Here is a 21031-nt window from a genome sequence, read left to right on the forward strand (position 1 = left end):
GTGCCCTCCGGCAACGACCTTGTCTTTTGGGGACGAAAGGCGTAATTTACACCGCGAACACGGGAACTTTTCCCAAGGAAATATTTCGTTTATGGAATACTCGCTCAACACGATGGCCCCCAGGGAAATCATGCCCGGATTCAACGGGCGGATGGTACACGGAGAAAAAATGAGCCTGGCCTTCTGGGAGGTCCGGGAAGGGGCCGAGGTGCCCCCGCACCAACACAAACACGAACAAATCATGCACGTCCTGGAGGGGCGTTTTGAATTTACGCTGGACGGGCATACGGGCATCTACGGCCCGGGGGATATCGTCCTGATCCCGTCGGGGGCGATGCACAGCGGGAAGGCCCTGACCCCCTGCCGGTTACTGGACGCCTTTGCCCCCGTTCGCGAAGAATACCGATAAACCGAAGGATATGGAAATCTCATTAGAAGGGAAACACGCCCTGGTAGGCGGCAGCAGCCGGGGTATCGGCCTGGGGGTTGCCCGGGAACTCGCAGCCAGCGGTGCACGGGTAACCCTCGCGGCCCGGAGCGGGGACAAACTCCGGCAACTCGTCGGGGAGTTGGCGGATGAAACCGGGCGCGGGCACGGGTTTATCCAGGTAGACTATACGGACCTTGCAACGTATAAAACGCAAATCGCGGAGTTTCTTGAAAATGACCCGGTCGATATCCTGGTCAACAACACGCAGGGGCCGCCGGCAGGCACCAGCCTGGAGCAGACCGTGGACGACTACCAACAGGCGTTTGACCTGTTGTTTAAATCCGTGGTGCATACGACGCACTGCGCCCTGCCCCACATGCGGCAACAGGGTTGGGGGCGCATCATCAATGTCGCCTCGGTTTCCGTCCGCGAGCCGCTGGGCTACCTGGCGCTTTCCAATAGTATCCGCGCGGCTGTGGTGAGTTGGGGCAAAACGCTTGCCTCCGATGCCGGGCCCCATGGCATTACGGTAAATTCGGTGCTTACGGGCTATTTCGACACGGAGCGACTCGCCTCCCTGAACAATAAAAAAGCGGAGCAAATGGGCGTTGACACGTCCGAAGTCACCGGGAAACTCCTGGATAATGTCCCCTTGCGCCGGTTTGGGAAGCCCGAAGAGTACGGGTACCTGGCCACCTTCCTGGCATCCGACAGGGCTGCGTATATCACCGGGGCGGTGATCCCGCTGGACGGCGGGCTGCTACGTTCCTATTAACCCGCCAGAACGAAAGGGGGATTCCCGCATCCGGTCGGAAGGCCGGCAACCCGGCAGCCCGCTACCGGGGAGGAAAGGATGAAAACGCTTTTTGCGCCACCTGCAATAGCCGGGCCTCGCGTTCCGCCGGGTCGGCCTGCTCCGGGAACCGATCGGTAGTGATTGCCTGCCATACCAGGGTTTCCCTGGTGCGGTCTATCACGTCAAAGGTAATCCGCCGCTCCAGCCCGTTGCCGTTGACCGGGATGCCAACGGATACCCCGCCGCCCACCTGCCGGCCCGTACCCCCCATGCCAAAGCCCACGCTGCTGCCCGACGGCCGGTCGTAGGTATCGCTGTAAATATTTACCAAAAAGTCCGGTTCCTCGGATTGCTGGAACCCGCGCTGCCGAAGGACTGTTTCCACGGCGTCGAGCAAACGGCGCGCGTCCAGGTCGCTCAGCCCGGTTTGCATTTCGGGGTAGAAGTTATAGGTGCCGTAAGCGGACCAGTCCTGTTCCCGCTCATAATCGGTTTGAACCCGGACGGTTCCGCATGCTGAAACCAATAGGAGGCAGATCAGTATCCGAAGGTGATTCATAGCAGAGGTACTTGGGTCTTCCTCCCTAAATTACGCAAATTGGCGCTAGTGGTAAAGCGTTGTCCGGCCTATTCGTTGAACGGCTCCCGGCTTATTCGTTCAATGGTTCCGGGCTTATTCGTTCAACAGCTTCCAGAGCTGATCCTTCAGCTGCGTCAGGCCCTGGCCGGAAACCGAGGAGATAAACAGGTTAGGCACCCCGGGCAAACTGTTCTGCAATTCAGCGTCGAGTTCCCGGGTGAGCTCCGCGTCGAGCAGGTCGGACTTGGAAACGGCGAGCAACCGACGCTTGTCCAGCAGTTCCGGGTTGTATTTGCGGAGTTCCCCGAGCAGGACCTGGTAGTCGGAGGCAATGTCCTGGCTGTCTGCCGGCACCAGGAACAACAACAAGGCATTTCGCTCGATATGTCTCAGGAAATAATGCCCCAGGCCCTTCCCCTCGGAGGCGCCTTCGATAATCCCCGGGATATCCGCGATGACAAAGCTCTGAAAATCCCGGTATTTGACAATCCCCAGGTTGGGTTTGAGAGTGGTAAACTCGTAGTCGGCAATTTTTGGCTTGGCGGAAGTCAAGGCGGCTAAGAGCGTGGATTTTCCGGCATTCGGAAAGCCCACTAGCCCAACATCCGCGAGCACTTTAAGCTCCAACAGCAGGTTTTTCTCCTCCCCGGGCAACCCCGGCTGGGCATAGCGGGGCGTTTGGTTTGTGGAGCTCTTGAAGTGCCAGTTGCCCCGGCCCCCCTTCCCGCCTTCGGCCACGATCTCCTCCTGCCCGTCTTCGGTAATCTCAAAGAGTTGCTCCCCGGAATCGGTATCCTTTACCACCGTGCCCAACGGAACCTCCAGAACGACGTCTTCCCCGTCCGCCCCGGTGCTGCGCTGGCGTCCTCCGTGTTCCCCGTGGCCCGCCTGGAAGTGGCGTTTGAACTTAAAGCCCAGCAAGGTCCAGAGATCCTTGTTTCCCCGGACGATCACATGGCCGCCCCGGCCGCCGTCCCCGCCGTCCGGACCGCCCTTGGCGACGTATTTTTCGCGCCTGAGGTGCGCAGAACCCTGCCCCCCCTTCCCGGACCGGAGGTGGATCTTAACATAATCGACAAAGTTGCCTTCCGTCATGGGGTGCAGGTGTTGGTTACTGCGGCCTGTTGCAGCCGCTGATTGGTCCTACAGCGATTCGATGACCCCGGCCAGGCGGTCGGTAATCTCCTGGATCTCGCCGATCCCGTTTACGCTGTAGAATTTATCCTGTTCCTCGTAGTAGGATTTAAGGGGTGCCGTTTTCTCGTTGTATTCCCGGAAACGGTTCTTGATTTTCTCCGGGTCCTGGTCGTCCGAACGGCCGCTGACCTTGCCGCGCTCCAGGAGTCGCTCCAGCAGGACGTCGTCCGAGGCCTCCAGGGCAATGGTAGCGTCGATTTGCATGTCCTTGGTCCGGAGGAAATCGTCCAGGGCTTCGGCCTGCGCCACAGTCCGGGGGAACCCGTCAAAAATAAAGCCTGCGGCTTCCGGGTTTTTCTCGACCTCCTCCTGCAGCATCCGGATGGTAACCTCATCGGGCACCAGGTCCCCTTTATCGATATAGGATTTCGCCAGGTTGCCGAGTTCCGTGCCGTTCTTGATGTTGTATCGGAACACATCGCCGGTGGAGATGTGCTTCAGGTCGTACTTCTCTTTCAGGAAAGCCGCCTGGGTACCTTTTCCGGCCCCGGGTTTCCCAAATAAGACCAGGTTGATCATGGGTGGTTTGTTTAGTTGGTAAATATCGCGCAGGTTCCGGCCCTGCTCTTTGTAATCCAGGCCGTAACCCACAATAAATTTATCGGGGATTTCCAGGCCGAAATAGTCGATCGGGTACTCCCCGTTGTAGATTTCCGATTTGTAGAACAAGGTGGCTATCCTGAAGTCTTTGACATTCTTGTTGGCAAACAAATGCACGAGTTCCTGGAGGGTGCGCCCCGTATCCACGATGTCTTCCAGGATGATAACGTGCCGCCCCTCTACCTGTTCGGGAAGGTCCAGCAGGGTTTCCACAATCCCCGTGGAGGTCAGCCCCCTGTAGGAACTCAGCTTAACAAAGGTGAGCTCGCAGGGATGCGGGTAGTGTTTCATAAAATCGGAGACAAACATGTAGGCCCCGTTGAGGACGCCCACAAAAACGGGTACGGCGTCCCTGTAATCCTCCGCGATTTCAGCAGCCACCTTCTCCACTGCCCTGAGGATCTCGGATTCCGGGATAAAATGGTTAAATCGTTTGCCGTAAATTGTTACCGACTGTTCCATGCCTTATTAGAAACGCGAAGATAGTGTTTTGATTTTTCTTTTTTGACCGGGGGCCCCCGGCTTTCTGAGATTAAGCTGTATTTTTGTGGGACCGTTCATAAAACGAAAACACCCGAATATGCCGGGCACCAAGCCATATTTTTCTACCGATTTTACCCTTGGGATCCTGGGAGGCGGCCAACTGGGGAAAATGCTCCTTTACAAAACGCGCCAATGGGATATTGCCACCAAGGTGCTGGACCCGTCCGGTGCAGCGCCGGCACGGTTGGCCTGCAACCAATTTCAGCAAGGCGACCTGATGGACTACGACACGGTGATGGACTTTGGCCGGGACGTGGATGTCCTGACCATCGAGATCGAAAACGTCAATGTTTCCGCCCTGGAGGACCTGGAAGACCAGGGCGTGCGCGTCTATCCGCCGCCGGCCATGCTCCGGACCATACAGAACAAGGCGAGCCAGAAATTATTCTATACGGATAAGGGTATTCCCACCGCGCCGTTCACCCGGTTTGCCTACACCAGTGAGATAACCGACAGCCTGAAAAACGGAGGGCTCTCCCTGCCGTTTGTCTGGAAAAGCGCCCGGTTCGGTTACGATGGGCAGGGCGTGAAGATCGTCCGGGAAGCCGCCGACCTGCAGGGACTTCCCAACGTGGAATGCATTGCGGAAAACCTGGTGGATTTTGCCACGGAACTCGCAGTTATCGTAGCCAGGAACCCGGACGGGGAAGTCGTCACCTACCCGGTAGTGGAAATGGAGTTCCACCCGGAAGCCAACCAGGTGGAATATGTGCTCTGCCCGGCCCGTATCCCGGACAAGCTGGCCGGCAAAGCGCGTGAAATAGCGTTAAAGGCCGCTTCGGCATATGGCGCCGTCGGCCTGCTGGCCGTTGAGCTTTTCCTCACGCCCGGCGGGGACATCCTGGTTAACGAGGTGGCGCCCCGGCCCCACAACAGCGGGCATTTCAGCCTGGAAGGCAGTTATACGGACCAGTTCGAACAACATCTCCGGGCCATCCTCAACCTGCCCCTGGGCAGTACGGATAACAAGGTGGCCACGGTCATGGTCAACCTGGTAGGCGAAGCAGACCACCGGGGGCCTGTGAGCTATGAAGGAATCGGGGACATCCTGGCAATGCCCGGAGTCAGCCCGCATATTTATGGGAAAAAGGAAACGCGGCCCTTCCGGAAAATGGGGCACGTAACCATCGCAGACGCCTCCCTGGAAAAAGCCCGGGAAACCGCCGCAAAAGTCAAGGCCCGGATCCGGGTCCAATCCAAAACGAAGGAAGCATGAGTAAAGTAGCCGTTGTCATGGGCAGTACAAGCGACCTGCCTGTCATGCAGGAAGCTATCGACCTGTTGCAAAAGTTGGAAATAACCGTGGAAGTCGACATCGTTTCGGCCCACCGGACGCCGGAAAAGCTCGCTGAATTTGCCAGCGAGGCGCATAAAAAAGGCATTTCCGTCATTATTGCCGGGGCCGGTGGCGCTGCCCACTTGCCGGGGATGGTAGCCGCGTATTCGCCCCTGCCGGTTATCGGGGTGCCGGTCAGGAGTTCCAACTCCATCGACGGATGGGATTCGGTCCTCTCCATCCTGCAAATGCCGGGAGGGGTGCCGGTAGCCACCGTAGCCCTGAACGGGGCCCGGAATGCCGGTATCCTGGCAGCACAGATCCTGGGCAGTTCCGACCCCGCACTACTTAAAAAAATTATCGCCTTTAAGGAATCCCTCAAGGAGAAAGTACTCGATGGCGCCAGCGAAGTGCGCCGCAAATTCAATAGCTGAGGCCAGAGCCACTGCCCGGCCGGAAATAGAAACCTCTCGCATTCCAAATCCAAAAACATGGAGAACCCGCTGCTGCAGCCCTTTGACGCTGCCCCTTTTTCATCGATCCGAACCGAACATTTCAAGCCCGCCTTTGACGCAGCACTGGCCGAAGCCCGGGCGGAAATCGACGCTATTGCGGACCATCCGGCCCCGCCGGATTTTGAGAATACGATTGCAGCCCTGGATTATGCCGGCTCCAGGCTGGACCGCATCAGCAGTATCTTCTTCAACCTGAATGCCGCCGAGACCAATGCTGAAATCCAGGCGCTGGCCCAGGAAGTCTCCCCCCTGCTCAGCGAATTCAGCAACGATATTACACTGAACGAGTCCCTCTTTGACCGTGTCCGGCAAGTCTACGAGGCCCGGGAAACGATGGACCTGGATGCCGAATCCCGGACCTTAGTGGAAAAGAAATTCCTGCACTTCAGGAGGAACGGCGCCCTGCTGGATGCCGCGGGCAAAAAACGGCTGCGGGAAATCGATTCGGAATTGTCCCGATTGAAGCTCACCTTCGGGGAGCACATCCTGGAGGAAACCAATTCCTACGAATTGCACATCACCCGGGAAGAAGACCTGGAAGGCCTGCCGGAGTCCCAGCGCGAAGCGGCCCGCATACGCGCCGGGTCGGGCGGCAAGGAAGGGTGGATCATTACGCTGGACTACCCGTCTTACCTCCCGTTTATGAAGTACGCCGCTAACCGGAACCTGCGAAAAGAACTCTACCTGGCCTTCGGCAGCAAGGGGTTTCACGGCGATGCCCGGGACAACCGGGAAATTGTGCTCAGGATTGCCAACCTCCGCTTTGAACGGGCCCGGTTGCTGGGCTACGCGAGCCACGCCGATTTCGTGCTGGAGCAGCGCATGGCAAAATCCCCGGAAACCGTCCGGGAATTCCTGGAGGAACTCTTGGAGAAGGCGCTGCCTGCAGCAAAACGAGAGCTTGGGGAACTGGCAGCCTACGCGGAAAAACGGGACGGGCTGACCCAATTGGAGCCCTGGGACAAAGCCTATTATTCGGAAAAACTAAAACAGGAAAAATTTGCGCTGGACGATGAAATCCTCAAACCGTACTTCCAGCTCGAGAACGTCATTGACGGCGTTTTTGAAATAGCCGGCCGGCTCTACGGCCTGTCCTTCCAGCCTGAGGATTCCCTCCCCACCTATCACGAGGAAGTCCGCACCTACCGGGTTGTGGATGCGGATGGGAAGCTGGTAGCCCTGTTCTACGCGGATTTCCACCCGCGCCCCGGAAAACGGGGTGGCGCCTGGATGACTTCCTATAAACCCCAATACCGCAAAGGCGGTACGGTGGAGCGCCCGCATATCGCCATCGTATGCAACTTTACGCGGCCGACCTCCAGCCAACCCGCCTTGCTGACCTTTGACGAGGTGACCACCCTCTTCCATGAATTCGGGCACGCCCTCCACGGGATGCTCGCAGATACCACCTACCCGGGGCTATCCGGAACGTCGGTATACTGGGATTTTGTGGAACTGCCCAGCCAGCTCATGGAAAACTGGTGTTACGAGCCCGACGCCCTGGCGCTTTTTGCCAGACATTACAAAACCGGGGAAATTTTGCCGGATACATTGATTGAAAAAATCAAGGCCAGCGCGAATTTCCAGGAGGGGATCGCCACGGTGCGCCAGCTCAGCTTCGGATTCCTCGACATGGCCTGGCACGGGGGCAACCCGTCGGACATCACGGATGTCAAAGCGCATGAATCCGAAGCATTTGCACCTACCCGGCTCTTCCCCGAACATCCGGAAACCTGCATGAGCACGGCTTTTGCGCATATTTTCCAGGGCGGGTACGCCTCGGGCTACTACAGCTACAAATGGGCCGAGGTCCTCGACGCGGATGCCTTTGCCTCATTCAGGGAATCCGGGATATTTGACCGGGAAACAGCCCGTCGTTTCCGGGATCACATCCTGTCGCGGGGGGGTACCGAGGACCCGATGGAACTCTATGTCCGTTTCCGGGGCCGCGAGCCGGAAATCGACGCCCTGCTCAAACGGGCCGGCCTGGTGCCTGCCGCGAACTAGTTCGTTTACTGTCCGGGGTGGTAAGCGTCGTACCCGCCGGTCAGGTCGACCACACGGGTATAGCCCAGGGTGAGAAGCCTTTCGGAGGCCCGGGCGCTCCGCCCCCCTTTTTTGCAATACAGGTAGATTTCGGCATCTTTCGGGATATCTTCCAACCGCGAGTTGAAATCGTCGGCAAACCAGTCGATATTGACGGCCCCCGGCAGGTGACCCTCATTGAATTCCGCAGGGGTCCGGACATCCAGCAGTACCGCCCCTTCGGACAGGGAGGACGGATTGAATGCCTCCATGGGCAATTGTTCCGCCTGTGCCGCAACCTGCAGGGAACACATGGCCAAAAATAACGCGATCAATGGTTTCATATACGAACGACTCTTTAGAGCAAGGTAGCATTATTCCTTAAATTTCAGTTATTTTTGATCCTAGTTTTACCCGGATGCCCAAACAAGAATTACATCCAGAAAAATGGGTAGACCGCTATGCGGATTACCTCTATAATTACGCCGTGGTACGGGTAAACGACGAGGAACTCGCCAGGGACCTCGTTCAGGAAACCTTCGTCGCCGGCTTACAGTCGGCTCCCAACTTTAAAGGGAATGCCGCCGAAAAGACCTGGCTCATAGCCATCCTCAAACGCAAAGTCATCGATCATTACCGCAAATCGAACACCTTCAAGGGCAAGGCAGAGGTCCGGATGCATTATTCCTCCCAATCCGGGCAGGAAGGCGACTGGCTGGAAGAGATGGCCGCAGACCCGGAATCCACAAAGGAAAACGACACGGTCGAAAACGAGGAACTCGGGCAGGCCATCCGGGAATGCATCGGACGTTTACCCGAAAAGCAGGCGCAGGTATTCACCATGAAAACCATACGCGGGATGCGTACGGAAGATGTTTGTAAAGAATTGGATATTAACCCGTCTAATCTCTGGGTAATCGTACACAGGGCCCGAACGGCCCTGATGGGGTGCCTGAACGAAATATGGTTTAAACAAGCGACATGATCAGTTGTGACGAAGCGGTAACGATCTGCCATAAGAACCAGTACAGGGAAGCCTCCCTGGCGGAGCGGCTCCGGCTGTGGGCCCACCTGATTGTCTGCCGGCAATGTGCGCGCTTTTCCAGGAAAAACAGCCGGCTCACCGACTTGTGCAACCAGGCTTCACTCCACGTCCTGCCGGAGGAGGAAAAGGAAAAATTAAAACAACGGCTGGAAAAGGAACGGGGTCAGGGCCCGGCCAGCTGATCCCAGGCTACGAATGCCGCCAGGCATACCATGGGAATGCCCTCCACCCAGAAGGAAGCGTAATAGGGGGGTTGATCCCTGCTGCTGAACTGGATGGCGAGCCCGGTTAAAACAGCCGCGAGCCCCTTACTCACCCACTCTGCGCCTGTTGGCAGATCCTTAAGCGCCACCGTCACCAAAAGCAAGAAGGCCCCGATCCACCCCAGCCGGCGGGTTCCGGCCATCCCCAGCCGCCTCGGCAGCGTACGGATGGCCGGCGGATCCGAATCCATATCCCGTATTTCGAAAGGCAGCATCAGCAATCCCACCCATAGGAATCGCTGGACACTCTCCACCCAAAGGTCCCAGCCAAGAGTACTTCCGCTGCCCCATACCGGTATCCAGACCGTGGCTGCCACCCAGACCAGGGCTACCAGAGGCACCTTCAGCAAGCCAAAACTGCGCAGGTTCCGAAAGCCCGGAAACAGGGGCAGCGAATACAGGGCAGCCAATACGGCGCATGCCGCACTCATCCACCAGTAGGGTATATCCAGCAGAAACAGGAAATACAGGCCCACCAACAGGCAAACGAGGCTCAGGGCAAATAACAGCCGGATGCGCGATCCCTTTTTCGGTCGGTACTTCCAGGGCTCCGCCCCGTATTTCAGGCAATTGTAACCCGCAATACTCCCAAAGAACAGGGCGCCGTAATACTCCGGCTGCACGGTAGCCCCGGATAGCCGCTCCGTATAGTAGAGCAGCGCCAGCAATACGGCCGCAACGTGGATACTTCCACCGACATACATGCGGAAAACTGCGTGGTAAAGGCGCATGGGGCAAAGGTATGCCAAAGTGTTCATAAGCCGGGATTCCGGTTAAAAACTTTCACCTGACACTGTGCGCCTATCCGCGGTTATCCAGTAATTTATACCTAATTTTGTGACCTCTAAAAAGTCAATCCGGATTGCTATGAAAACTGCGCAATTTGCTTCCCGCCACCTGGGCATTCGCACCGGCGACCTGCCGGCCATGACAGGGCGGATCGGGGTGGAAAACCTCGAACAACTCATCTATGAAACCCTGCCGGACGGCATTCGCCTGAAAGGGCCCATGCAACTGGACCCGCCCATGGCCGAACATGAATTCCTGCAGCACATACACGAACTGGGACGGGAGAACGACCTGATGAAATCCTATATCGGTCTCGGATACCATCCTACGATTACGCCCTCCGTTATCAAGCGCAACATCCTGGAGAATCCCGGATGGTATACGGCCTATACCCCTTACCAGGCGGAAATCGCCCAGGGGCGCCTGGAAGCCCTGCTCAATTTTCAGACCGTCGTCAGCGACCTCACAGGCATGGAACTGGCCAACGCCTCCCTCCTGGACGAAAGCACGGCAGCGGCAGAAGCCATGGCCATGATCTTTGAACTGCGAAGCAGGGAACAAAAGAAAACCGGGTGTTTCAAATTTTTTGTCTCTGAGGGTGTGCTCCCGCAAACACTTGCCCTGCTGGAAACCCGGTCGGCGCCCCTGGGGATTGAACTCGTCCCGGGCGCTCCCGAAACGGCCCGCCTCGACGGGGACTTCTTTGGCGCCCTCCTCCAATACCCCGCAGCCGACGGCTCCGTAGGCGAATTCGGGGATTTTGTGGCGCAGGCCCACAGCCTGGATATCAAAGTAGCAGTTGCAGCAGACCTGATGAGTCTCTGCCTGTTGGTACCCCCGGGGGAATTCGGGGCCGATGTGGTGGTTGGCAGTACGCAGCGCTTTGGCATACCGATGGGGTATGGCGGGCCGCACGCAGCCTTTTTTGCCACCCGGGAGGCCTATAAGCGGCAAATCCCGGGGCGGATCATCGGCCTGAGCAAGGATGTGGACGGGAAACCGGCCCTGCGGATGGCCCTACAGACCCGGGAACAACATATCAAACGGGACAAGGCCACTTCAAATATTTGTACCGCCCAGGTATTGCTGGCCGTGATGGCAGGCGCCTATGCGGTATACCACGGGCCGGACGGCTTGCGGAGGATTGCAGGCAACATCCACGCAGCGGCGGCATCCCTTGCCGAAGGCCTGGAAAAAATGGGCGTATCCCTCCGGCATTCCAGCTTTTTCGATACGGTGACCGCGGAGGTGCCCGCCGGGGCCGTCCGAAAGGAAGCGGAAGCAGCCGGTATCAACCTGAATTACTTCGGGGATGGCGTATCCGTCTCCCTGAACGAAACCACCGGGCCCGGGGATATCGCAGACATCCTGGAAGTTTTTGCCCGCGCCCTGGGCACGGACAGTCCGGGCTGCACCGACTTCTCCGCGGAATCCCGAATCCCGGCAGGACTCCGCAGGGCCACTGACTTTCTCGGGCAGGATGTCTTCAATCGCTACCACTCGGAAACCGAGATGATGCGCTACCTGAAAAAACTCGAGCGAAAAGACCTGGCGCTGAACCATTCGATGATCTCGCTGGGATCCTGTACGATGAAACTGAATGCCGCCACCCAGATGCTGCCGCTGAGCATGGCGGAATGGGGCAACCTCCACCCGTTTGTGCCGGTAAGCCAGGCAACAGGGTACCAGAAGATGCTCAGAAAACTCGAGGCCTACCTAACCGAAATCACGGGTTTTGCGGCCACTTCCCTCCAGCCGAATTCCGGCGCCCAGGGCGAATACGCCGGGTTGATGGTCATCCGGGCCTACCACGAGTCCCGGGGAGAAGGCCACCGCAATGTCTGCCTGATCCCGGCTTCGGCCCACGGGACCAACCCGGCTTCGGCCGTGATGGCGGGCATGAAGGTGGTGGTAACCAAAACCGACGACAAGGGGAATATCGACGTGGCCGACCTGGAGGAGAAAGTAGCCGCCCACAGCGATTCCCTGGCCGCACTGATGGTCACTTACCCGTCCACGCACGGGGTCTTCGAATCCTCCATCCGGCAGGTAACCCAGCTCATCCACGATAACGGGGGCCAGGTCTATATGGACGGCGCCAACATGAACGCCCAGGTAGGCCTCACCAACCCGGCCACCATCGGGGCCGACGTCTGCCACCTGAACCTCCACAAGACCTTTGCCATCCCCCACGGCGGGGGCGGCCCGGGGGTGGGCCCCATCTGCGTGGCACCCCAGCTGGCGGAATTCCTGCCCAAAAACCCGCTCGTGGAAACGGGCGGCAAACACGGTATCCCGGCCATTTCGGCAGCCCCCTGGGGAAGCGCCCTGGTCTGCCTGATTTCCTATGCCTATATCCGGATGCTCGGTGCGGAGGGCCTGACGCAGGCCACCAAAATCGCCATCCTGAACGCCAATTATATCAAGGAGCGCCTGCGGGAAGCCTATCCCATCCTGTATACCGGGGAACTCGGGCGGGCTGCCCACGAAATGATCATCGATTGCCGTCCGTTCAAAAAAATGGGAATCGAGGTTACAGATATCGCCAAGCGCCTGATCGATTACGGCTTTCATTCGCCGACGGTCTCTTTCCCGGTAGCCGGGACCATGATGATCGAACCCACGGAGAGCGAAAGCCTGGAAGAACTCGACCGCTTTTGCGATGCGCTCCTGTCCATCCGCCGGGAAATTGATCTTTCCGGGGAGCAGCCCAACCCGATCCTGAAAAACGCCCCCCATACCGCGGACATGGTTACCGCCGATACCTGGGATTACCCGTATAGCCGGGCCGAGGCGGCCTTTCCCCTGCCCCATGTGCGGGAGAATAAATTCTGGCCCAGCGTCCGGCGCGTGGACGACGCCTTTGGCGACCGCAACCTGATGTGTACCTGCGCCCCGCTCGAGGCGTATGCCGAAACTGTCGAATAGCCATGTACACCCATTATCCCGAAAAACGCTACAGACTCACCCTGGAATTCCTCCGGAAGCATATCCGTCCGGAAGAGACCATCCTGGATCTGGGGGTGGATAACCCCTTTGCGGAGATTATGCGGGAGCATGGATATACCGTCAGCAATACGCAGGGAGAGGACCTGGACGAAGACCTGGAAGCCATCAAAAACACCGGGGCCGGGGTAGTCACTGCCTTTGAGATCCTCGAGCACCTGGTGGCCCCCTATAACGTCCTGCGGGCCATACCGGGCGACAAACTCCTGGCCAGCGTCCCGCTCAGGCTGTGGTTTGCCAGTGCGTACCGCTCCAAAACCGATGACCGCGACCGGCATTTCCACGAATTCGAAGCCTGGCAGTTTGACTGGTTGCTCGAAAAATCCGGGTGGGTTATCAAGGACCGGCTCCAGTGGGCCCACCCGGTTCAAAAAATCGGCTTCCGGCCACTGTTGAGGCGTTTTACCCCCAGGTATTACCTGGTTTATGCGGAACGCCCCGGCCTGTCGCCCACCGACGGCAATTAACCCTCCGGAATTTGGCAACTGAAAACAGCAAACGGCTCGTAATTATCATGCCCGCCCACAACGAGGGGAAGTACCTGCGCGCCTGTTTGGAATCGTTCGCCAGCCAGGAGCGGCAGCCGGACGAGCTGCTCATCGTAGATGACAACAGCACGGACCGCACCGCCCAAATCGCCGGGGAGTTTGCCCGGGCACACGACTGGATCCGATTGGCCGGCCGGACTTCCGGTTCGGGCCACCAACCGGGGCCCAAAGTTGTGGAGTGTTTTGAGTACGGGCTCAGCCAGACCGAACAACCCTACGATTTCATCGGGAAATTCGACGCGGATATCCTCCTTCCCCCCGACTACTTCCGAAAAGTCCTGGAAGCCTTTGAAGCGCATCCGGGCCTGGGCCTCTGCGGGGGCCACCTCTATGTGGAACGAAACGGAAAAACCGTCTATGAGCCCATCGCCGGGCCCGGGCATGTCCGCGGCCCCGTGAAACTCTACAGTAAAGCCTGTTTCCGGACCATTGGCGGGCTGCGGCCTTCCATTGGGTGGGATATGGCCGACGCCCTGTTGGCCCGCTACCACGGGTTTGGCGTCCGCACGCTGCCGGAGTTGAAGGTGATCCATATGCGGCCTACCGGCTTTGCCTATTCAGCCAGAAATGCCAGGCTGCAGGGACAGGCGCTCTATCAGCTCCGCTACGGGGTTGGCATCAGCCTGCTCTCTTCGTTGAAAATGGCCTGGAAACGTCGGAATCCACTCCTCCCTTTCCAGCACCTCTCCGGGTACCTCCGCGCGTTCTTTTCGGGTTCCGGGAGGTTACTGACCCGTCAGGAAGGGGCATTTGCCCGCAACTGGCGCTGGCGGGAAATTCGCCGGAAGCTATCGTAGGATTTCCACAATAGGTTCCCCCGTGGTGCCATTTGGAAATGCAATCCCCAACATGGCCGCCAACGTTGGCGCGATATCCGGGATTTCCGTCCTGCGGAACGACTGGCCGGGCCGCACGCCGTGCCCATAGAAAATCAGCGGGATATGCGTATCGTAATTGTGCACTGTGCCGTGGGTAGATCCCGTCCGGGAATACTCGGCAAAGCCCGGGTCATAAACCAGCAACAAGTCTCCGGAGCGTTTCTGGTTGTACCCCTGTTGCAGGATGGCCGGAATTCCGTCCTGGTATGTTGAACCCTGCATCTGGGTGGCCGTATAGACCCGGTTGATCCCGTCGTATCCCAGGAGCTCCCCGGCCATCTGCGCCTGTACCTGGGCGGGTTCCAATTCCAGGTTGCGGAGCACATCGTGGTCCAGGAATATCTGGGAATTCGAAGTGGCGCGGACAATGTCCGTGGTGCCGTAGGTGTATTGCAGGAATTCCCCGAAACGCCGGTGCATTTCACCGGAGTCGGGATATCCCGCACGCACCCGCTGGTCGGCCAGGAAGGCCGGTACCTGCACCGCCCCGTGGTCGGCGGTCAGAAATACCGTATACTCCCCTTCGCCCACCTTTTTATCCAGGGCATCCAGCATCCGTTCCAGGTCCTGGTCGAGCCGGATATAGGTGTCCTGGACTTCCTTGGAATCCACGCCGAATTTATGGCCCACGTAGTCGGTACTCGAAAAGCTGATGGCTAAAAAGTCGGTGATCAGGTCGTCCCCGAGCCCTTCCGCCTCCAGGGCAGCCAGGGCAAAATCCAGGGTGAGGCTGTTGCCGAAGGGCGTTACCCGCAGGAGGCCGAATTGCCCGTTGTCCTCCCAGAGAGCCGGCAGGTCGTAGGGGAAAACCGGGGCCGCCTGCCCGTTAAACGCACTTTCGTACACCACGTTGTCCAGGCCGCTCTCGGCATAGGTGTTCAGGGGTTTGGCCGGTTCCCAAACCCGCTTATACTTTTCAGCGGCGTCCGACGCATTGAAGGCGCGGACCCATTCCGGCAGCGTTTCCATATAATACGAGCTGCTGATCCAGTTACCTGCAGCCCCCCCTTCAAACCAATAGGCCGCGTTCGCGGTAAAGCCGCCCGGCAGGGCAGCGCCCCGGTCTTTCAGGGCAACGGCTATCACCTTGGATCGCATTTGATGGTGGAGCCTCAGCTGGTCGGTAATGGTGGTTACCATCAGGCGGTGGGGAGACATCTTCCCGGCGTCACTGGTGGTCCCCACGGATTCCACCTGGTCGTCCCCGGCGCAGTAGACATTTTCCCCGGTCACTTTGTCGAACCAGCTATTGCCGATAATCCCATGGACCGCGGGGGTCGTACCCGTATATACAGAGGCATGGCCGGGGCCCGTGCTGGTAGGGGCATAGTTGAAATGGTGGTTCCGGCAGAGGAAGCCATCGCCGGCCAGCCGCCTGAAACCGCCTTCCCCGTAGTGGTTCCAGAACCGGGACAGGTAATCGAAGCGCATCTGGTCTACCACGATGCCGACAATGAGTTTCGGGGGGCGCTCAAACACCTCGGCCCGGGAATCCCCGCGTCGTTCCCGGATAGAGACCTGGGCGGTGAGGAGTACAATGGGGGCCAGCAGGGCGATTGTCGTCAGCCAGTGCCTTATGATCGGATTTCGCGTCATGGGAGTTGATTTTGGTATCAAAAATAGGGATTCGTCCTGTTTATCCCCCGGAACTGGATTTAAATCAATGTGAATATTGTTATTTTTACGAACCTAAGCCCGGCGCGACCTATGAACTACCTGGCATCTATAGGGAGTTACGCAATCATGATTGTCGAAACTTTCAAAAAGCCCACCAAGTGGCCAATCATGCGATCCCTGATCCTCAAGGAAATCGATGAACTGATCTACGGGTCCATGGGCATCATCATCTTTATTTCCTTCTTTATCGGGGGGGTTGTAGCGATACAGACCGCTTTGAATATCAGCAACCCGTTGATACCCAAGAACCTGATTGGTTTTGCCACCCGCCAATCGGTGATCCTGGAGTTCGCCCCCACATTCACCTCCATTATCATGGCCGGAAAAGTGGGCTCGTATATTACCTCGAGCATCGGCACCATGCGGGTAACGGAACAGATCGACGCCCTCGAAGTCATGGGGGTCAATGCGCTTAATTACCTGGTATTCCCGAAGATCATCGCCATGTTGCTCTACCCGTTTGTGGTGGCAATTGCCATGTATGTGGGAATTCTGGGGGGTTGGATAGCCGGGGTGTTCGGCGGTTTCAGTTCGAGTGCCGACTTTATCGAGGGCCTGCAACTGGATTTCATCCCGTTCCACGTGATGTATTCGTTTATCAAATCGGTGGTGTTTGCCTTTATCATTGCCACGGTCCCTTCCTACCACGGCTTCTATATGAAGGGGGGCGCCCTGGAAGTCGGCAAGGCCTCCACGGTCTCCTTTGTGTGGACCAGCGTGGTGATCATCGTCATGAATTATATCCTAACACAATTGCTGCTCGGCTGATGATAGAAGTAGAAAACCTGCGAAAGTCGTTCGGCGACACCGAAGTCCTCAAGGGAATCTCCACCACCTTCGAGAAGGGGAAGACCAACCTGATTATCGGCCAAAGCGGCTCGGGGAAAACCGTATTCATGAAGTGCCTCCTCGGCTTGCTAACCCCGACGGCGGGCAATATCCTGTACGAGGGCAAGGCCTATTCGGAAATGACGCGGGAGGTCCGTCGGGACCTGCGGCAGGAAATGGGGATGGTCTTCCAGGGCAGCGCCCTTTTCGACTCCATGACAGTGGAGGGGAATGTGATGTTCCCCCTGGATATGTTTACCAAACAGTCCCGGGCGGAAATGCAGGAGCGGGTGGATTTCGTGCTCCATCGGGTGAACCTGGTGGATGCCCACAAAAAGTACCCTGCGGAAATTTCCGGGGGAATGCAGAAACGCGTCGCCATCGCCCGCGCCATCGTCATGAACCCGAAGTACCTGTTTTGCGACGAGCCGAATTCCGGACTCGACCCGAAAACGGCCATGCTTATCGACAACCTGATCCAGGAAATCACCGAGGAATACAACATCACCACGGTGATCAATACCCACGACATGAATTCCGTCATGGAAATCGGGGAAAAAATCATCTTTTTGAAAAACGGGATCAAAGAATGGGAAGGGACCAAAAAGGAAATCTTCCGCACGGACAATGAGGCCGTCACCAATTTTGTCTATTCCTCGGAACTCTTCAAGAAGGTGCGCCAGATGTATCTGGAGGGTAAAAACTAATACGCCCCGGACCGCACAGCCACAGCTGGCACAGCCACAGCCGCAACCAACCTGACCACAACTACCAAAACCCGGGTCTCAGCTCCCGGCCTCCCGCACCTGGATCTTCTGGTTTTTCAGCCGCGTCCGGAGCCAGTTGGAAAGGCGCCTCTGGTCTTCCTGCCGCACCGCCTGCGGAATATCTTCCCGCCACCGGGCCTCAAAAAGCGGGATGGTATCCGTCTTGTTGAAATCGGTTTGCAGCGTATAGGCAAACCCCAACCCGACGAGGTTTTCGTAACTGGCCCGGGCCTCGGCGGATATCTCCCCGAAGGGCACCATGCCGTCGGCCAGGCTCCGCATACTGGTGAGCTCCTCCTCGAGCAGCCGGATGCGTTCATCCTTGTTCAGTAGTTCCGCCTTTTTGGCTTCATAGAGCTCGTTGACATAGCGGAATTTTTCCTCCCCGTCGTCCCGTCCGCCCTGGACAATCTTGAGTTCCGCATCGGCGAGTTTTGCGTAGCTGTTCTTCCGGGCACGCCAGGTCTGTATCACATTTTCCGGGATCACGTCATCCCCCATGCAAACCAGCTCAATCACCGAAGTACCGTCTTCCCGGTATTCAATCTGGGTGAGGTTTTCCATATAGCGCCCATTGCCCGGGAACTGGTAGATGCCAATGGTCTCGCTGATAAATTCCCGGGCCTGCCCGCGGAACCGCGACTCCTGGAACACCTTGTAGAAGGTATACCCCGCCGGCACCATGACCAGGATCGCAATCAGGGAGGCCATCCGGGCAATAAAGCGGCGCTTCTTTGAATTGGCGTAGCGCACCATGGGGAACCGGAGGATCTTCAGGATCAGGAAGGTGGCCAACGCGATAAATATCGTGTTGATCGTAAAGAGGTACATGGCCCCTGCCGCGTAGTCCCAGTTGCCGATGGCCAGGCCAAACCCTACGGTACACAAGGGCGGCATCAGCGCTGTGGCGATGGCGACCCCGAAGATCACGCTCGCAATGGTCCCTTTCTTGGCCCGGGCAATCACCAGGGCCAGACCGCCGAAGAACGCGATGAGTACATCCCGGATATCCGGCTCGGTCCGCGCGAGCAACTCGGACGACTCGTCCCGGAGCGGGAAGAATTCAAAAAACAGGTAAGCCGTCAACACGCTGAGCACGACCATGACGGCAAAATTCTTCAGGGAACGCCGGAGCGTATCGATATCGTTGATCGCAAGGGACATCCCGATGCCGAGGATGGGGCCCATCAGCGGGGAAATAAGCATCGCCCCGATTACCACGGCGGTGGAATTTGCATTCAGGCCCACCGATGCGATAAAAATGGAACACACCAGGATCCAGGCGGTGTGCCCCTTAAAGGAAATATCCGCCACGATCGCCTCCCTGGCAGCGTCCTGGTCGGTGTTCCGCCGGATGTTGAGCAATTCGGTCAGGAACTTGCGGACGCTGCCCACCAGCCCCTGAAAATCTTTCTTAACCTCCTCCCCGCTGTCCGGGTCCTGGGTGGGGGAAATGTGATCCTGGTTTAAATTTTCCTTCATGAATGCTAGATATATTCATCGCCGAAGGTGTCTCCCACTTCGGCAACCCATTGTTTAATTTCCTGCTCCCGGTCCCTGGGGATAATCATCAGTACTTCCGGTTTATCGATAACGATATAATCCTTCAACCCTTCCAGCACGGCCACCTTCTCCCCGGGCAGGCGGACCATATTGCCCGAACTGTCCCGGGAAAGCACCCGTCCCTGTGCCACCGCATTATCCTGCCGGTCCTTTTCCATTTTATCGTAAAGCGAGCCCCAGGTCCCCAAATCGTTCCAGTCGAAACTCGCCGGCAACACTTTTACGGAATCCGAACGCTCCATAATGGCGTAGTCGATGGAAATATTTTCCGCCGTCGGGTAATAGCGTTCGATAAATTCTGATTCCCCCTCCGTATTGAAGCTTTCCAACCCCTTTTCAAACAACTCAAAAAGCCCCGGTTGGTAGTGCCTGAAAGCTTCCAGGATCCCTTTTGCACTCCAGGCAAATATCCCGGCGTTCCACAGGAAGTTGCCCTGCTGCAGGAACCCTTTTGCCGTTTGGTAATCCGGTTTCTCCCGAAACTGCACCACGTCCCGCAGCTCCCTGGGGGCATTCCCCCCGGCATCGAATTCGATATAGCCAAAACCGGTATTTGGAAAAGTGGGCTGAATACCCAGGGTACACAGCGTCTGGTGGTCAGCACACTGAGAAAAGCAAGCGGTTACGTCCCGTTCAAATGCCGCTTCGTCCTCAATCCAGTGGTCGCTGGGCGCCACAAGCATCAGGGCCTCCGGGTTCATTTTACGGATTTTCATGGCGGCGTACAGGATACAGGGCGCCGTGTTCCTCATGGCGGGCTCCCCGATGATCTGCTCCGGGGAGAGTCCGGGCAATTGCTCCAATACCAGGTCGTTGTATCGGGTGTTGGTCAGAATCAATATTTGCTCTTCCGGGATAAACCTGGCAAGTCGGGAAAACGTCCGTTGCAGGAGGGATTGCCCGGTACCCAGCATATCGTGGAATTGTTTGGGGAATTGCCGGGTACTTACCGGCCAGAACCGGGAGCCGACGCCCCCGGCCATCAGTACGGCGTAATAGTTGGATGAGTTCATTCAGGCTTCGCTTACTAATTCAACTTCTGCATGCGGCTGGAAAAGATACAATTTTCCGGTGGCAACCTCCATGCAACGGTATCGCTTAATTTGTCTCGGCCCCTTGCGAAATACCTTGCCGTTATAGAGGCGGAAAACGGCCCCTTCCGGCAATTGGTAAACATATTGTTGCTCTTCCGCATCCGGGTCGTAGGATTTCAGGGCCAGGGCCAGGGCGGAATCCGTACTGCTGCTGGCCTTCGGGTTTTTAAAGTGACGGGCGAGATACGGCAGGAGGCGTTCCGGGAAGATATCCGGCCGCAGGAACGGCAGCATCAGGTCCCGGAAGGTGGCCTTCCACTCAGACCCATGGGGTTTGATCTGCCTGCCGAAGCGTTCAAAGGCAATTAAATGGGCAATCTCGTGGATAAGGGTCAACAGGAACCGATAGGGATTTTGGGAAGCGTTTACGGTGATCTGGTGTCCCCCCCCTGGCAGCGGCCGGTAGTCGCCGTGGCGCGTGTGCCTCCTGCTGACGATTTTCAGGTGCACCCCGTTGGTGCGGATCAGGGCCAGACACGGTGCCACGCTTCGTTCCGGCAGGTATCGCTTCAACACGTCGTCCATGGCTACAAATGTAGTATTTTAATGGGGCAGCAGGCAGGCTATAAAAATTTTCCGTATTACCGGCCAACCCATCCGGTATTCCCGTA

General features: G+C 57.6%; 21 protein-coding genes. 12 read left to right on the plus strand and 9 right to left on the minus strand.

Translation table 11 applies throughout. The annotated features are described in order from the left end of the window. The first annotated feature begins 91 nt into the window (after window positions 1-91). Together AC3DKS_RS14530 and AC3DKS_RS14535 are read left to right on the plus strand one after the other, a co-directional pair. Window positions 92-409, plus strand: a complete 318-nt coding sequence (locus AC3DKS_RS14530) for a cupin domain-containing protein (protein ID WP_272608218.1) — start codon at window positions 92-94, stop codon at window positions 407-409. 10 nt (window positions 410-419) lie between these two features. Then, on the plus strand, window positions 420-1205 hold the full coding sequence (locus AC3DKS_RS14535) for an SDR family oxidoreductase (RefSeq protein WP_015753935.1): 786 nt from the start codon (window positions 420-422) through the stop codon (window positions 1203-1205). Between the two features lie 61 nt (window positions 1206-1266). Here the strand turns inward: AC3DKS_RS14535 and AC3DKS_RS14540 are convergent, their stop codons facing one another. The 3 genes from AC3DKS_RS14540 to AC3DKS_RS14550 form a co-directional block, all read right to left on the minus strand. Beyond that, window positions 1267-1785, minus strand: coding sequence for a DUF4136 domain-containing protein (locus AC3DKS_RS14540; RefSeq protein ID WP_272608216.1), 519 nt, complete (start codon window positions 1783-1785; stop codon window positions 1267-1269). Window positions 1786-1899: 114 nt separating this feature from the next. After that, the gene (obgE, locus tag AC3DKS_RS14545; protein WP_272608215.1) at window positions 1900-2901 is read right to left on the minus strand and encodes a GTPase ObgE; all 1002 of its coding nucleotides are present in this window, start codon (window positions 2899-2901) and stop codon (window positions 1900-1902) included. A 48-nt stretch (window positions 2902-2949) separates the two neighbouring features. After that, window positions 2950-4065, minus strand: coding sequence for an adenylate kinase (locus AC3DKS_RS14550; RefSeq protein WP_015753932.1), 1116 nt, complete (start codon window positions 4063-4065; stop codon window positions 2950-2952). A gap of 118 nt (window positions 4066-4183) precedes the next feature. Between AC3DKS_RS14550 and AC3DKS_RS14555 the strand changes: the two genes are divergently transcribed. Genes AC3DKS_RS14555 through AC3DKS_RS14565 form a run of 3 tightly spaced genes read left to right on the plus strand, consistent with a single transcriptional unit; the run spans window position 4184 to window position 7944 of the window. Then, on the plus strand, window positions 4184-5362 hold the full coding sequence (locus tag AC3DKS_RS14555) for a 5-(carboxyamino)imidazole ribonucleotide synthase (protein WP_015753931.1): 1179 nt from the start codon (window positions 4184-4186) through the stop codon (window positions 5360-5362). Next, window positions 5359-5856, plus strand: coding sequence for a 5-(carboxyamino)imidazole ribonucleotide mutase (purE, locus tag AC3DKS_RS14560; protein ID WP_015753930.1), 498 nt, complete (start codon window positions 5359-5361; stop codon window positions 5854-5856). Before AC3DKS_RS14555 ends, purE begins: the two co-directional genes overlap by 4 nt. Before the next feature lie 57 nt (window positions 5857-5913). Further along, window positions 5914-7944: a M3 family metallopeptidase gene (locus AC3DKS_RS14565; RefSeq protein ID WP_272608211.1), complete on the plus strand. Its 2031-nt coding sequence runs from the start codon at window positions 5914-5916 to the stop codon at window positions 7942-7944. A gap of 5 nt (window positions 7945-7949) precedes the next feature. Here the strand turns inward: AC3DKS_RS14565 and AC3DKS_RS14570 are convergent, their stop codons facing one another. Then, window positions 7950-8306: a rhodanese-like domain-containing protein gene (locus tag AC3DKS_RS14570; RefSeq protein ID WP_272608209.1), complete on the minus strand. Its 357-nt coding sequence runs from the start codon at window positions 8304-8306 to the stop codon at window positions 7950-7952. A 74-nt stretch (window positions 8307-8380) separates the two neighbouring features. Here AC3DKS_RS14570 and AC3DKS_RS14575 point away from each other — a divergent pair, with 74 nt between their 5' ends. Both AC3DKS_RS14575 and AC3DKS_RS14580 read left to right on the plus strand, forming a co-directional pair. Next, the gene (locus AC3DKS_RS14575; RefSeq protein ID WP_272608208.1) at window positions 8381-8947 is read left to right on the plus strand and encodes a sigma-70 family RNA polymerase sigma factor; all 567 of its coding nucleotides are present in this window, start codon (window positions 8381-8383) and stop codon (window positions 8945-8947) included. After that, on the plus strand, window positions 8944-9189 hold the full coding sequence (locus AC3DKS_RS14580; protein WP_015753926.1) for a hypothetical protein: 246 nt from the start codon (window positions 8944-8946) through the stop codon (window positions 9187-9189). The genes AC3DKS_RS14575 and AC3DKS_RS14580 overlap by 4 nt, the downstream gene beginning before the upstream one ends. On the opposite strand, the gene AC3DKS_RS14585 is transcribed toward AC3DKS_RS14580, so the two are convergent. Further along, window positions 9171-10001: a UbiA prenyltransferase family protein gene (locus tag AC3DKS_RS14585; protein ID WP_272608207.1), complete on the minus strand. Its 831-nt coding sequence runs from the start codon at window positions 9999-10001 to the stop codon at window positions 9171-9173. The genes AC3DKS_RS14580 and AC3DKS_RS14585 overlap by 19 nt on opposite strands. 136 nt (window positions 10002-10137) lie before the next feature. Between AC3DKS_RS14585 and gcvP the strand changes: the two genes are divergently transcribed. The 3 genes from gcvP to AC3DKS_RS14600 are packed head-to-tail and all read left to right on the plus strand — an operon-like array spanning window position 10138 to window position 14410. Continuing rightward, complete coding sequence (gcvP, locus tag AC3DKS_RS14590) at window positions 10138-12987, plus strand: aminomethyl-transferring glycine dehydrogenase (RefSeq protein WP_272608206.1); 2850 nt, start codon at window positions 10138-10140, stop codon at window positions 12985-12987. Window positions 12988-12989: 2 nt separating this feature from the next. Next, entirely contained in the window at window positions 12990-13532 is a 543-nt protein-coding gene (locus AC3DKS_RS14595; protein WP_015753923.1) for a class I SAM-dependent methyltransferase, read from the plus strand. 11 nt (window positions 13533-13543) lie between these two features. Continuing rightward, the gene (locus AC3DKS_RS14600) at window positions 13544-14410 is read left to right on the plus strand and encodes a glycosyltransferase family 2 protein (RefSeq protein ID WP_148214300.1); all 867 of its coding nucleotides are present in this window, start codon (window positions 13544-13546) and stop codon (window positions 14408-14410) included. Here the strand turns inward: AC3DKS_RS14600 and pafA are convergent. Continuing rightward, entirely contained in the window at window positions 14402-16087 is a 1686-nt protein-coding gene (gene pafA, locus AC3DKS_RS14605) for an alkaline phosphatase PafA (protein ID WP_272608204.1), read from the minus strand. The two genes, AC3DKS_RS14600 and pafA, sit on opposite strands and share 9 nt — an antisense overlap. Before the next feature lie 111 nt (window positions 16088-16198). Between pafA and AC3DKS_RS14610 the strand changes: the two genes are divergently transcribed. Then, the gene (locus AC3DKS_RS14610) at window positions 16199-16936 is read left to right on the plus strand and encodes an MlaE family ABC transporter permease (RefSeq protein WP_015753920.1); all 738 of its coding nucleotides are present in this window, start codon (window positions 16199-16201) and stop codon (window positions 16934-16936) included. Continuing rightward, window positions 16936-17703, plus strand: a complete 768-nt coding sequence (locus AC3DKS_RS14615) for an ABC transporter ATP-binding protein (protein ID WP_015753919.1) — start codon at window positions 16936-16938, stop codon at window positions 17701-17703. Before AC3DKS_RS14610 ends, AC3DKS_RS14615 begins: the two co-directional genes overlap by 1 nt. A gap of 78 nt (window positions 17704-17781) precedes the next feature. On the opposite strand, the gene AC3DKS_RS14620 is transcribed toward AC3DKS_RS14615, so the two are convergent. The 3 genes from AC3DKS_RS14620 to AC3DKS_RS14630 are packed head-to-tail and all read right to left on the minus strand — an operon-like array spanning window position 17782 to window position 20945. Then, window positions 17782-19245, minus strand: coding sequence for a DUF389 domain-containing protein (locus AC3DKS_RS14620; protein ID WP_015753918.1), 1464 nt, complete (start codon window positions 19243-19245; stop codon window positions 17782-17784). A gap of 5 nt (window positions 19246-19250) precedes the next feature. Continuing rightward, on the minus strand, window positions 19251-20339 hold the full coding sequence (locus AC3DKS_RS14625; RefSeq protein WP_015753917.1) for a mannose-1-phosphate guanylyltransferase: 1089 nt from the start codon (window positions 20337-20339) through the stop codon (window positions 19251-19253). Beyond that, entirely contained in the window at window positions 20340-20945 is a 606-nt protein-coding gene (locus AC3DKS_RS14630) for a SprT-like domain-containing protein (RefSeq protein WP_015753916.1), read from the minus strand. Window positions 20946-21031 lie beyond the last annotated feature (86 nt).

The sequence above is a fragment of the Robiginitalea sp. genome (assembly GCF_982776155.1).